The following is a 13,517-nucleotide window of genomic DNA, read 5'->3' on the forward strand; positions in this document are numbered from 1 at the left end:
AGTATAACAAAAAAGTATGAATATTAGTTGAAATATTTACAAAGCCAACAGTTCACTTGGCTGGTCAGGCTCGGCATCCTTTAAGTCAAAGTTCTGATCCACACCCAGATCATGCTGCTCTAAAATCGTGGCAACCGTTAGATGAGCCAACGAGCGGATATTGTTGTGCTGACTACGGTGTCCTAAAAAGACTCGCTTGGTATGGTTGCCGATCACATCCAATAAGGCTTCGGCACTCTCTTCATTAGAAAGGTGTCCCTCGTCGCTTAGGATGCGCTGTTTAAGCGGCCAAGAATAAGGACCCATTCTAAGCATTTCCGTATCATGGTTGCATTCCATCAAATAGGCGTCAGCATTTTCAATCGTCTTAGCTACACGCTGTGAGACGTATCCCGTATCCGTCAAAATACAAAAGGCCTGGTTGTCATGATGCAGCTGGTAAAATTGCGGGTAGGCCGCATCATGTGAAACGGCAAAGCTTTCTACCTCCAGATCACCAAAATCCTTAATCTTGCCTGGCTCAATAATATTTTTTTGTGCTAAGGGAATCTCGCCTACTTTTTTGGCCATCGCTTTCCACGTTTTGGCGTTGGCATAAACATCCATGCCATAGCGCCGTGCCAGTACGCCGACACCCTGCACATGGTCGCTGTGCTCATGCGTTACAAACAGGGCCTCAACGTCTTTAAGCGAGCGGCCAATCGCCTGCATTCTTTCTTCCAGGCGCTTACCACTGAGCCCAGCATCAATCAAAATCCGATGATGAGCGGTCTCTAGATAAGTGGCGTTGCCTGAGCTGCCACTGGCTAAAATGCTGTAGTACAGATTGTCATCCGAGTTTGTCACTTGTTATCCTTCTTTGCCTATTGATTCAGCTGCGTCGTATCAATCTCTTGGGGCGTGTCGCGCATCAGCGTATTATTGAATGCATTGACCCTTAAATGCTGCACGTCACCGGAACTTTTAGTCTTGATCTCAACATACCAGGTTGGTACATAGACTGCCTGGTCTTTGGTCAGCAGAGTTTTGGCATATCCCAGCTTAGCCCAGCGAATCTTTGAGTTGTTGGGGATATAGTTATGCTTATACAGCCAGATCACGGCCTCTTGCTGACTGATGGTAACGGCACGTGGTCTTAGAACCTGTATATTGTTCAGATAAGTCTGTGTGTAGCCATAGACCTTATGATTCTTGCCAACTTTAAAGCGCAGCTGCCCTTCACTGCCAAATACTGCACGCCCTTCCATCTTTTGCGTATAAATAATCGTATTGGCCGTCGACAGATCCCGATTATATGCATATTGCGATCCGTACAAAACATGATGCGAATTTTTGATAAATACATTTAGCTGCTGGTCAGGATTGAGCATACTAACCTTGATCGGCGAGGTTAGCTCACTGATCAGCATACCATTGCTTAACCGGACCGATTGATCGTTCAGTTTATTGACAGCAGCTGCCAGCTGACTGTTGGCTCGCTTACCGGATATATAATACCCCGTCTGCTGCTTGGTTGACAAATTGGCAAAACTTATCTCATCGTTGCGCATTTCTTTGAGAATCGTCTGTTGCTGACTTTGCTGTTTGACCATTGCCGTAAAATGCGTACCAATCAAAAAATAGCTGGCCAAGACGACGTCAAAGATTGTAAAAGCAATCACGAAAATCCATTGAATTCGTTTAAAGTTCATGCCGCGCCCCCTTATTTATCGTCCGTCAGCGTCTGATAGTCGACCCATTTGCCATGATAATAGACGTAATAGGTTGGTTCCAGTTTAACGACCTTGGTATCGCTATCTTGATTATCCCAGCGATAGCCAATGCGCAGTCCTGAAACTTCTTTATCCTTACCTGCCTGGCGCAGCTCATTATAGACGACTGACGAAGGCGGCAGTTTAACCTTTGATTCATTAATCGGCAATGGTACGCCCAGGCTGTAGAGCGACAGCTGGCAACGCTCCACGCCATCCGCGTTGGCCTGCAGCTTCACGGTACCGTAGCCATGATCGTTAAAGATCGGGAAGCCTTCCACGTAGCTGCGGAATACAATTGTCTGCTTTTTTTCGTTAACGGCATCAAATCGCATCCAGTCCAACGTTGTCCCGGTTGCCGTCAAGCGTTTGTACAAATGACGATACAGGCTGGCCCCTTGATAGGTACTATCTTTGCCCAGATAGTTGGCAAAGCCGACCACACTTGTATCACGATGATAATCAAGCCGCTTGCTGGCACCATCCATATAGATCGTATCATTGCCCTTTTTCTTGGTGGTAAAGACCGATGAATTGGTTGAGCGCAGCAGATTCTGTGTCAGATTATCAATATCTTGCGTCGTCAGCTGATAGGCAAAGACCGGCAGCTTAATCGCATGTGGATAGGTTACGATTGGCTGGTTGTCTACAATTTTATGATCAACGTCGATGCGCTGACCGGATCGACGAACCAGCTTTTTAATTCTGGCCCGAGCGGCATTATTTGTAATGTTCATCCGATAGACCGTAAAGTCATCGTCATTAAGCAGATAAACAACGTTGCGACCCTTGAGCGGAATCACGATATGGTTGATCTGCGACATTTTTTTACTGTCAACCGACTGTGAGAATGTCTGATTGAAGATTCCCGTTGCCATGGCATCTGGATAAGACAGCATGATCGAGTTGTCATTGCGCAGATAGTTCATATAGGTTGTCGAGCTGTCGTGAGCAACGCGCCGAAAACCTGAAAGCTGCCATTTCTGCATATCGTTGCGCAATGTCAAAATCAGGTTCTTTTTTTGACCATACAAAAGCTGCTGCGACTCATCAGACTTGGTTAGGATTACCTGCGTTGGCAAATAAATGTCGCCCACCGACTGCAAGGCGGTCTGCTGCGTAGTCCCTTTTTCGGCATCATTGTTGGCAAACCATTCATAGCCAAGCGAGTTCGTCCATAGCAACGCCGAAAGAAGCATACTGAGAATGACAACCACGGCCAACAAAATACTCAGCCAATTTTCTTTGATTTTGGTCATTAATCCCAGTCATCTCCTTCATCATCATAAGGTACGTAAGGCAATGAGATATAAAAGGTCGAGCCCTTGCCTTCCACACTGTCAACCCAGATCTGACCACCCAGCATATTGACAACTTCCTTTGAGATTGCCAGACCAAGTCCACTACCACCCTGCTTGCGACTGCGGGCCTTATCAACCCGGAAGAAGCGATCAAAGATGTGTCCTAGATCCTTTCTAGGAATCCCCAGCCCTTGGTCACTGATGCTTAAGATCACGTGGTTATGCGTCTCCAATAAGCGAGCCGTAATTACGCCACCATCCGGCGAATACTTGACGGCATTATTCATAATGTTGTCTACCACCTGGGTAAACTTATCAGGATCGATCTCAACCCAGAGATCCTTGCTGGTAAAGTGACGTTCGATAGTGTAACGCTTCTTTTGCGGATCTTCTTCTTTTTTGATGATCATGTCAAAGCGGTCCAGAATATATCTAAACAGTTCATTAATATTGACGTATTCCAAGTTTAGCTTGGCGGTACCAGAATCCATTCGCGAAAGGCTCAGCAGATCGTTGATCATTCGAATCATGCGCTCAGTCTCGTCTTGAACGACTTTTAAAAACTGTGGGGCAATGTCTGGATCTTTCCAGGCTCCATCGCTCAAGGCCTCCACATAGCTCTTAACACTGGTCAGCGGCGTACGCAGCTCATGGGAAACATTGGAGACAAACTCCTTGCGCTCCCGTTCCTCTTTTTGCTGGCTGGTAACGTCATGCAGCACACAGACCAAACCAGAAACGAAACCCGACTCACGTTGAATCGGCGAGAAATAGGCGCTTAAAATCATATCATTGCCATCAACGTTTAGATCAAACAGGGTCTGCTGCTGCGAGTTGTCGATCAATTGCCGCACCGTGTAGTCGCGTCGTACGTCCAAGACATCCAGAATCGACTTGCCTAAAACATCATCTTCTAAATCAATATCCAGCATCTGCAGCGCCATGTTGTTGATAATCGTAACATTGCCGCGTCGGTTGGTTGCCAATACTCCATCACTCATATGCGACAGCACGCTGTCTAGACGCCGCCGTTCAGAATCGGTTGACTCTTGAGCCTCTTCAACGCGAACGGAAAGATTATTGACTGCACCGGCCAGCTGCCCCAATTCATCATTGCCCATAACTTTAACCTGGCCAGAATAATCGCCACGCGCAATTCGCAGGGCCTGTTTACGCATTTCCTCAATCGGCCGCGTAATTTCACGTGAGATCAAGACTGCCATGCCCAAACCAAGTACCACGGTAATCAAGGCCGCTGACAGATAGATCAAAGAAATGCCGTTAACACTGTCATAGACGCTCTCTAAATTGGCCCGTAAATAAACAGCCCCCACCACGTTATTGGTATTAGCGCTCACCAAAGGAATTACGTTGACATAATAGCGATTATGACTGGCATTATCATAGATATTCTCAGTATGGGAACGATTATTAAGCAGGGTATTCTTAACGGCCTCGTCAGTAGTTTTTTGGCCAACGATATCCTGCGTACCGGCATTGCTGGTTCCTCTGACGATTCCTTTGGCATCGACTACACGAATCTCAGAGATGTTGTTATTTTTGACTTCTGAAAGAATCTGCTTGATCTGCTTGTTGGCCAATTTTTCGTTAGTACGGCTCAATTGCTTTGCCAGCGAGCTGTCAACATAGGTCGGCAGCTCAATCTGCTGCTTAAAGGTATTAAGATTTTCATGTTCCAGTTGACGCACAAAAACCGCCCCGACGACTTCCAAGGTCAGCATCAGCATTAGCGCAAACACCAGGGCGATTTTAAAATGAATACTTTGATAAAATTTGATTTTGCTGTTCAAAACTAACTGATCCTTTTAGTTTTGGCTTGGGTTGGCCAAGTAATAGCCAACCCCACGACGAGTAATCAGCCATTGCGGATGACTGGGGTTGTCTTCGATTTTTTCACGCAGCCGTCGTACCGTTACATCAACCGTCCGTACATCACCAAAGTAGTCATAGCCCCAAACCGTCTGCAACAAGTGCTCACGATTAATAACCTGACCAATGTGCTGGGCCAGATAGTAGAGCAGTTCGAACTCACGGTGCGTCAAATTAATATTTTCGCCACGCTTGGTTACCGTGTAGGCATCGGGATGAATCGTTAAGTCACCGACCTGAATATCGGCATTCTGCGTCTCAGCTGCTGGTGCTGCTGCCGCTTCTTGCCGCCTTAGATTAGCCTTGACCCGTGCTACCAGCTCACGATTGGAAAATGGCTTGGTAACATAGTCATCAGCACCTAATTCCAGACCCAAGACCTTGTCCAATTCAGAGTCCTTGGCCGTTACCATGATGATTGGCATCGTATGTTTAGCCCGAACACGCTTAGCAACCTCCAGGCCATCAATCTTAGGCAGCATTAGATCCAAGACAATTAAATCTGGCTGCTCGCTTTCAACCTTTTCCAGTGCTTCTTCGCCATCATAGGCAACGACGACCTCATAGCCTTCTTTTTCTAGATTAAACTTAATGATATCCGAAATTGGTTTTTCATCATCAACTACCAATATTTTTTTTGTCATTGATTGATTCCTCCATAGATTTACTGATCAAAACTCAATTAAACTGAGTCGTAGAGGTTTTTTGTACATAAATTGCGGTTCTATTATAGCATAGTCGTATTAATGCTTTTGAATCTCAAAATTTTTTTGCTAAAACTGTTGACAAAACATCTAAAAGCATTTAATATATATAACTGTTGTTGATGTTCAACAACGATTAACAATTTGGGCAGTTAGCTCAGCTGGCAGAGCAACGGACTCTTAATCCGTGGGTCCAGGGTTCGATCCCCTGACTGCCCATCAGAGGTTTACAAAGCGCTTGATCAATTAGTCAAGCGCTTTTGTTATGCCATAAATTGTAATTCTAGACTGATTGGCAACTGATTGCAAATTTTTTCAACTTTTTATTTGAAAAGGTATTGCATTAACATAATATATCTGATATTATAATATTCGTTGTTAAGGACATGGGCAGTTAGCTCAGCTGGCAGAGCAACGGACTCTTAATCCGTGGGTCCAGGGTTCGATCCCCTGACTGCCCATCATGTCGCCATCGGCTTTTAGTCGGTGGCTTTTTTTATTTTCCAAATCCACACTATTAAAAAGAGGCTGGGTCAATTCCCAGCCTCTTTTTAATAGATAATAGTACTCAGCTTAGCAGCTGGTAGATCAGACACTGATCAACCAACGTTTGATCAATCCAGCCATCCTTTAGTCTGCCAAATCAGCAGGCGTTGGGACAATCTTGGCATATTTTAGCCGGCCAATCTTATTTTCCTGACCGACATTAACCTCAAATTCATCCGCAAAACCACAGTTGAGACAGGCAACCACAATCTGATAGCGCTGCGAATGATCATCATTGGTTGCTTCCCAGTTGCGCTCAGCAATCACCAGTGGCTTTTGATGACATTTGCTGCAGGCAATCTTTAAGCGGTGTTCCTCACGAAAAGGATCACCGGTTTTGCCAACCATCCCCCAACGATCCTCGCCATAAACCTGATCAAAATTATTGTAAAACATACGCTCACCTTGAATCTAAAACTGCTCGGCATCATACTGACGGGTCATGGCCACAGCAAAGACCACAACTTCAACGATCATGATTGAGACTGCACAGATAACAAACAACGGCCGGTAGGAGAATCTTTCAATAATCAGACCGCCAAACAAGGGACCGATCGCTTTGCCGGTTGAAGCAAAAGCATTCAGCATTCCCTGATACTTTCCCTTATCACCAACCGGTGATAAAAGATTGATGATGGCCGGGATCGTCGGAAAGGCCGTTGCCTCGCCAAGCGTCAAAACAATCATCGCCAAAACGAACATTGCATAGCTCTTGGCAAATAAAAGCAGGATAAACGATAATCCACATGTAAAAATCCCAAAGTAGACAAAGTAGTAGTCATTGGTAATCTTTTTGGTCAGCCAACTAATCACGGCCTGGAACAAGACAATCAAAATCCCGTTGATCGTCCACAGCATACTATACAGCGTCATTGAAATACCCATATCCGTCATGTAGACCGACATGTTGCTCGACCATTGTCCATACATGATCCAGACAATGGCAAATGAGATAAACAGCGTCCAGATGATCTGGGCATTGGCTGCTGGCAGCTTATCATGCTTAGGACCAAAGTCTACGTCCACCGTATGGTGATAGCGTGGCTTGATTGGTACGATATTGAAGAACAAGACTACGACCAGCAAGAAAAAGGCATACATAACCACTGTAATGGCAAACAGTGGCGACACGCTGTTATGAGCCATCTGATAGAGCGGTCCGACAATCGTGGTTCCCAAGACCATCCCCAGGTTATTGGCAAAATAAAGCATGTTGAAGACAAAGCGACCATCATGGCTGCGTACCCGCGTCCCAAATGAGTTGACCATCGTAATGATCCAGCCGTTAAAAAAGCCGATGATCGTCAGCATGACCGGATAGATTGGCCAACCGTTTCTAAAAATCAAAACTGCCATTGAGACCATCGCTAAAATCAGACCGCCAATCATCAAATGCCGCGGATTTTTGCGATCAAACAGCATCCCGGCAATATAGCTGCCGACGACATTGGCACCAGAATAAAACAGCAGCACAACTCCTGAGACAGTCAATGACTGATGCAGCTGGTCATGGATATAGATTGTCGTCAATGGCCAGATAAAGCTGTTGCCAATACTTCCCAAAAACGATCCCAAAAGCAGCCACTGCAATTTAAATCCTGTTTTCTTCATTTACCCGCTCCCCTTCTTTTCAATATTTCTCTCTTAATCTTAGTGCAAAATCAATACAAGACAACAAACAAGCAGCTGCTGATTACTCAACTGCTGCTTGTCGTTTAAGCCGGTTCGGTATGCTGATAGTCAACCGCGGCGAACTTGTTATAGGCTTTGTTAAAGAGCAGCTTGACGGTTCCCCGTGGGCCGCTCCGGTTTTTTTCGATGATGATCTCGACTTCACTCAAGCTTTGGTCGGGATCATTAAACGTTTTTTCTTCTTTTTGATCATCATCATCGTCGGCACCTTCACGATCATAATAATCAGCACGGTACAGGAAACTGACGATATCGGCATCTTGCTCGATCGATCCAGATTCACGAATATCAGAAAGTACCGGCCGCTTGTCTTGACGCTGCTCAACGCCACGCGAAAGCTGCGAAAGAGCGATTACCGGTACACTGAGTTCCTTGGCCAGCTTCTTGAGCTGTCGCGAGATCTCTGAGACTTCCTGCTGGCGGTTCTCCGGGTTGCTCCCTTCAATCAGCTGCAGGTAGTCAATCACAATCAGACCAAGGTTGCCGTTTTCCTTAGCCAGCCGCCGACACTTGGCCCGAATCTCCGGTACCTTGATCCCTGGTGTATCATCAATATAAATGTTGGCCTGCGCTAAAACACTGGAGGCAACCATAAAGTTGTTCCACTCATCCTGATTCAGTTGACCGGTTCTCAGGTGATTGGCATTGATATTGCCCTGTGCGCAAAGCATCCGGTTAACCAGCGATTCGGCCCCCATTTCCAAACTGAAGATCGCAACCGTTGCATCCGAGCTGGTAGCTACGTTTTGGGCGATATTCAATGCAAAGGCAGTTTTCCCCATGGCCGGACGTGCGGCAATGATCACCAACTCATCATCATGCAGACCAGTCGTCATCTCATCCAACTGTGGATAACCGGTTGGCAGCCCCGTAACGTCGCTCTCGTTTTTAGAAAGCTCATAGACGTGATTGATTGAGTCATTTAAGACGGTATCAATTCTTTGAAAGCCTGCCCGATTACTGGATTCAGAAACCCGCAAAATTGATGTTTCAGCCTCGTCTAATAGCTCATTGACGCTTTCTTGGCCCTCATAGCTTTTCTGTACGATTTCTGTTGCTACGTCAATCAGATGTCTAGCCGTAGCCTTATCATGAACGATCCGGGCATAGTAGCCGATATTGGCCGCAGTTGGCACTGATCCAGCCAGCTCAGCCAAGTATTCAACGCCGCCAATGTTATCCAATTGATGCTCGCTTTCCAGCTCACTTTTCATTGTCAAGACATCGATCGGCTTTTCCTGGTCGTTAAGCTTAACCATCGCCGCAAAGACGATCTGATGGGCACGCTGATAAAAATCATCTGAGGAAACGAACTCCATTGCTTCCTCAATGGCGCCATGCGATAGAAAAGCCGCACCCAAAACGGCTTTTTCAGCGGCCAGATCACGCGGTGCGGTGCGCGTTGAACTTAAACTGGCATTGTCCATTTGCTGACGGCCTTTCGTTTATTTGGCAGCTACGTGCACGTCAATCGTTGCCTCTACATCATGATGCAGTTTGATTGGTACGTGCACAAAGCCGGTTGCCTTAATTGGTGCAGGCAGCTCAATCTTGCGTTTGTCGATCTTTAAGTTGAACTGATCTTCCAAAGCCTTGGCAATCTGCTTGGAGGAGACTGAACCAAAGATACGGCCATCGGTACCAGCCTTGGCACTCAATTCAACAACCGTGTCTTCTTGTTCCAGAACCTCTTTTAAGCGCTTGGCTTCTGCCAGTTCTTCTGCCTCATGTTTTTCGGCTGCCCGCTGCTGTCCCTTCAATTCACTCATGGCAGCTTTAGTGGCTTCCTTGGCCAGGCCACGCTTAATCAAATAGTTTTGAGCATAGCCATCGGGAACTTCTTTTAATTCACCGCGTTTACCACGGCCACGTACGTCTTTAATAAAGATAACTTTCATTGTTGCTGCTCCTTTTCTGTTTCATTCTCAATCTGATCGTTTGTCGTTAAAAGTCTGATCAAATCTTCCTTAACCTCACTGACTGACTTACCGCCAATCTGGGTCGCGGCATTGGCCAGATGACCACCACCACCCATCTTTTCCATAATAATCTGGACATTGACGTTGCCCATTGAGCGGGCCGAGATGCCAACTTTACCATTGGCACGCTTGGCAATTACAAATGAGGCATCAATACCATCCATTTGCAAAAGCGTATCGGCTGCCTGAGCAACGATGACTGGATCATAGACGCGATCATCCTCACCGGCACATAACGCCATTTTATCATTATTCAAAAACTCAACGGTAGCAATCAGATGATTTCTTTCCATAAAACTATGGACGTTTTCTTTCATGAAATATTGAATCATCAAACCATCCGCTCCAGCCGAACGTAAGTAGCTGGCCGCATCAAACGTCCTGGTACCGGCTTGCTGCGTAAACGACTTGGTATCAATCTGAATTCCCGTCAGCATTGCCGTTGCCTCCAGCTTATTTAACGACTCGCTTTCTCGTGGCTGATATTCAAACATTTCCGTAATCAACTCACAAGTCGAGCTAGCGTAAGGCTCAATGTAAACCAAGAGTGGATTTTCAGGAAATTCCTCGCCACGTCGATGATGATCGATGATAATCGTTCGGTCGGCCAGCCGCTCATAAAGCTGGGGTGAAATTGACATACTTGACTTGGAGTGATCCACCATTACCAACAGACTGCTGTCGGTGGCCTTACTAATGGCCTCATCCGGTGTGATAATCCGATCACGAATACTTTGATAGTCGTTGATCTCCATCATCAGCCGGGCAATATCGCTGTGAACCTTTTCCTTATCCAAAACAATCCAGCACTCATGACCATTCATTTCCGCAATTCTTCTAATTCCCAGACAGGCCCCTAAAGAATCCATATCTGGGTTGGAATGACCCATTACAAAAACCTGGTCAGCCTGCGTCATCAGTTCCTGCAGTGCCTGACTGATCATCCGTGCTCTAACGCGAGTCCGCTTCTCCATTGGATTGGTACGGCCACCATAAAAGCGCGCCCGCTGATCCTCTTCTCTGACGACAACCTGGTCGCCACCACGGCCAAGTGCCAGATCAAGATTACGCTGGGCCATGTCAGCCAGTTTGATCAAATCACTTTGACCATATGCAATCCCCACGCTCAAAGTTACTGGCGAGTTTTGCTTGGAGGTATTTTCGCGAATCACATCTAAAATCTTGAACTTTTGCTTCTCTAATTCAATCAGCGACTGATAGTGCCCGATTACGAAATAATTATCCTCATTGATTACTCGCAGCAGCAGATGATTGTCTTTAGCCCAGTGACTCAATTCTGAAGTCACATAGTTATGCAGATTAGAAACTGCCGAATCACTCATTCCCTGCGTCAGCTCAATATAATTGTCCAGATAGATATTTCCCAGGAAAATCTGTTCATGTCGATAGCGTTCACTGATCTGCTCATATTTGGTGACATCCAGCAGATAGCAGACATGATAGCGATCCTGCACTAAAAACTCAAATCGATGATCACGCCATGAAACGACTACCGGCCCTTTATCATGACGATGCTTTTCGATCAGCTTGGCCAGCTCTTCATCAGCTTGATCCAGTGGCTTGCCAACGATATGCTCAAACTGAAAATAACGAGCCATATAAGGATTGATCCAGCTAACGATACCGTTTTTGTTCAGCATTACCATTCCAATCGGCATCTCCAAAAGTGCCTCTTGCTGGCCGCGCTGCACCTGATAAGTCAGATTATTGATATATTCCTCAGTATCGACTACTAATCGCCGCAGCTGGTGGACGCTGATCCAGATCCCCACAAAAGCAATTACCAACAGGATCGTCCCCAGGATCCAGTTGGTATAAAAGGCCAGGATCAGACACACAATCGTCATCAAGGTCAGATAGCAAAAATTCCATCGAACTGCATGATTCCTGATTAAAAAATTCCAATTGTTATGTCGAAAGAAATTACCCATATTCTTCTCCTATACGACAATCTAGATATCCCTATCTTATCACAATCGGTTCTTCATCTCATCGTTGACGTTTTTCCCGATAAATAAAAGCAAAAAAAAACATGATGACACCAGCCATCATGTTTTTAATTATCCGCTGAATTAGTCTTCAGCAACGAATGGCAGCAGACCCATGATCCGTGCACGCTTGATAGCGATCGTCAGACGACGTTGGTTCTTGGCGCTGGTACCCGTTACTCGACGTGGCAAAATCTTGCCCCGTTCAGAGATGAAACGCTTCAGCAAATCAGTGTCTTTGTAATCAATGTATTCGATGTGGTTAGCGGCGATAAAGTCGACCTTGCGACGACGACGACCGCCACGACGTTGTTGAGCCATGAAATTACCCTCCTTAAATCATATATTTTGGTTTTAAATTAAAATGGCAAATCATCTTCAGCCGTACCGTCAGCAGATTTAGCGTCATTAGACTTAGGTGCTGGGGCAGCATCGCTTGAGTTAGCAGCAGGTTGACCGTTGGTTGGCAAGACACTGTCATTTAGATCAAACGTGCCATCATCGTTTGATGATGCAGCTGGCTGAGAGTCTTCATTGCCGAATGGAAAATCATTGTGGACTGGTGCTTCTTGACCAGGCATTGGCGCATTTTCAAAGGGATTACTGAATCCGCCTTGATTGCCAAAAGATTGATTTCCCATTGGTTGAGAAGCACGACCGTTGTCATAGCCTTGCTGATAGCCGCCATTGTACTGCGACTGACCATTGTTCCAGCCACCTTGATTACCACCAAAGCCGGACTGAGAACGACCGCCGCCACTGTATGGCTGATTGCCACTGCGACGCGGCTCCAGCAATGCAAAGTTATCAACCTGTACTTCCGTTACATAAACGCGCTGGCCTTGATTATTCTCGTAGCTGCGCGTCCGGAGCGAACCGTCAATTCCAACCAAGGCACCTTTATGAGTGAAGTTGGCAAAATTTTCGGCTGGCTTTCGCCAAATAACACAGTTGATAAAGTCGGCATCACGCTCACCTTGAGCATTCCGAAACTGACGATCAACGGCCAGCGTGAAGGAGGCCACTGATGTGCCGCCTTGAGTGTAGCGCAATTCAGCATCTCTTGTCAGACGACCGGTTAATACGACGCGATTAAGCATGGACCTCGTACTCCTCTCTAAAACTTATTCAATTGGATTGCAACGTGATTTAGGCTTCGCGCTTAACAATCATGTGACGCAGAATGTCGTCGCTGAACTTAGCCAGACGATCAAATTCGTTCAGAGCTTCGTCACTGTCAGCAGTCAGGTTGACTACGTGGTAAGTACCTTCCGTGTACTTAGCGATTGGGTAGGCAAACCGACGCGTTGACCAATCCTTTGAATCGATGATGTTGGCACCATTGTCCGTCAAAATCTTGTCAAAGCGAGCTACCAGTTCGCTCTTAGCAGATTCTTCGATGTCAGGACGAATGATGTAAGTAATTTCATATTTGCGTGTTTCCATGAATGTTACACCTCCTTATGGACTCTGGCTCTTATCTTCAAGATTAATAAGAGCAAGGAGAGCAGACGTTTTAACGTATACTCACAGAAAAAGATATTAGCATAAATAAAAATTAATTACAAGCGATTCAATCATCTGATCAAAAAAAGCTGAATTGTGGCCCTCTGTCTAAACTATATGCCGTAATTCAGCTTTTGCA

At 45.9% G+C, this 13,517-nt stretch carries 13 protein-coding genes and 2 tRNA genes; 2 read left to right on the forward strand and 13 right to left on the reverse strand.

Features of this window, described 5'->3' with window-relative positions; all coding sequences use genetic code 11:
- Positions 1 to 36: 36 nt before the first annotated feature.
- From QOS03_RS01165 to yycF, 5 genes are read right to left on the reverse strand one after another with little or no spacing between them, the layout of a single operon-like run.
- Positions 37 to 846 (reverse strand): MBL fold metallo-hydrolase, encoded by an 810-nt coding sequence (locus QOS03_RS01165; RefSeq protein WP_283575085.1) that lies wholly within the window; start codon positions 844 to 846, stop codon positions 37 to 39.
- A gap of 17 nt (positions 847 to 863) precedes the next feature.
- Positions 864 to 1,691: a two-component system regulatory protein YycI gene (locus QOS03_RS01170; RefSeq protein WP_283575086.1), complete on the reverse strand. Its 828-nt coding sequence runs from the start codon at positions 1,689 to 1,691 to the stop codon at positions 864 to 866.
- Positions 1,692 to 1,702: 11 nt separating this feature from the next.
- Positions 1,703 to 3,010, reverse strand: coding sequence for a YycH family regulatory protein (locus QOS03_RS01175; RefSeq protein ID WP_283575087.1), 1,308 nt, complete (start codon positions 3,008 to 3,010; stop codon positions 1,703 to 1,705).
- Positions 3,010 to 4,863, reverse strand: a complete 1,854-nt coding sequence (gene walK, locus QOS03_RS01180) for a cell wall metabolism sensor histidine kinase WalK (protein WP_283575088.1) — start codon at positions 4,861 to 4,863, stop codon at positions 3,010 to 3,012. The genes QOS03_RS01175 and walK overlap by 1 nt, the downstream gene beginning before the upstream one ends.
- Before the next feature lie 15 nt (positions 4,864 to 4,878).
- Positions 4,879 to 5,586: a response regulator YycF gene (gene yycF, locus QOS03_RS01185; RefSeq protein ID WP_283575089.1), complete on the reverse strand. Its 708-nt coding sequence runs from the start codon at positions 5,584 to 5,586 to the stop codon at positions 4,879 to 4,881.
- Between the two features lie 206 nt (positions 5,587 to 5,792).
- Here yycF and QOS03_RS01190 point away from each other — a divergent pair.
- Positions 5,793 to 5,865 (forward strand) — tRNA-Lys (locus QOS03_RS01190).
- 169 nt (positions 5,866 to 6,034) lie between these two features.
- Positions 6,035 to 6,107 (forward strand) — tRNA-Lys (locus QOS03_RS01195).
- Between the two features lie 169 nt (positions 6,108 to 6,276).
- Here QOS03_RS01195 and QOS03_RS01200 read toward each other — a convergent pair.
- From QOS03_RS01200 to rpsF, 8 genes are all read right to left on the reverse strand, one after another.
- Positions 6,277 to 6,588 carry a hypothetical protein gene (locus tag QOS03_RS01200; RefSeq protein ID WP_283575090.1) on the reverse strand — a complete coding sequence of 104 codons (312 nt, stop codon included), beginning with the start codon at positions 6,586 to 6,588 and terminating at the stop codon, positions 6,277 to 6,279.
- Between the two features lie 15 nt (positions 6,589 to 6,603).
- Entirely contained in the window at positions 6,604 to 7,803 is a 1,200-nt protein-coding gene (locus QOS03_RS01205; protein ID WP_283575091.1) for an MDR family MFS transporter, read from the reverse strand.
- A gap of 104 nt (positions 7,804 to 7,907) precedes the next feature.
- A complete protein-coding gene (gene dnaB, locus QOS03_RS01210) occupies positions 7,908 to 9,311 on the reverse strand; it encodes a replicative DNA helicase (protein ID WP_283575092.1) in 1,404 nt (467 codons plus the stop codon).
- An 18-nt stretch (positions 9,312 to 9,329) separates the two neighbouring features.
- Positions 9,330 to 9,782 carry a 50S ribosomal protein L9 gene (gene rplI, locus QOS03_RS01215; protein WP_169461558.1) on the reverse strand — a complete coding sequence of 151 codons (453 nt, stop codon included), beginning with the start codon at positions 9,780 to 9,782 and terminating at the stop codon, positions 9,330 to 9,332.
- Positions 9,779 to 11,815: a DHH family phosphoesterase gene (locus QOS03_RS01220; protein ID WP_283575093.1), complete on the reverse strand. Its 2,037-nt coding sequence runs from the start codon at positions 11,813 to 11,815 to the stop codon at positions 9,779 to 9,781. The genes rplI and QOS03_RS01220 overlap by 4 nt, the downstream gene beginning before the upstream one ends.
- Positions 11,816 to 11,956: 141 nt before the next feature.
- Positions 11,957 to 12,193, reverse strand: coding sequence for a 30S ribosomal protein S18 (rpsR, locus tag QOS03_RS01225; RefSeq protein ID WP_057779812.1), 237 nt, complete (start codon positions 12,191 to 12,193; stop codon positions 11,957 to 11,959).
- A 38-nt stretch (positions 12,194 to 12,231) separates the two neighbouring features.
- Entirely contained in the window at positions 12,232 to 12,972 is a 741-nt protein-coding gene (gene ssb, locus QOS03_RS01230) for a single-stranded DNA-binding protein (RefSeq protein WP_283575094.1), read from the reverse strand.
- Positions 12,973 to 13,021: 49 nt separating this feature from the next.
- Entirely contained in the window at positions 13,022 to 13,318 is a 297-nt protein-coding gene (gene rpsF / locus QOS03_RS01235; RefSeq protein ID WP_169461561.1) for a 30S ribosomal protein S6, read from the reverse strand.
- Positions 13,319 to 13,517 lie beyond the last annotated feature (199 nt).

This window comes from Limosilactobacillus pulli (assembly GCF_947381555.1).
Taxonomy (GTDB): Bacteria; Bacillota; Bacilli; order Lactobacillales; family Lactobacillaceae; genus Limosilactobacillus; species Limosilactobacillus pulli.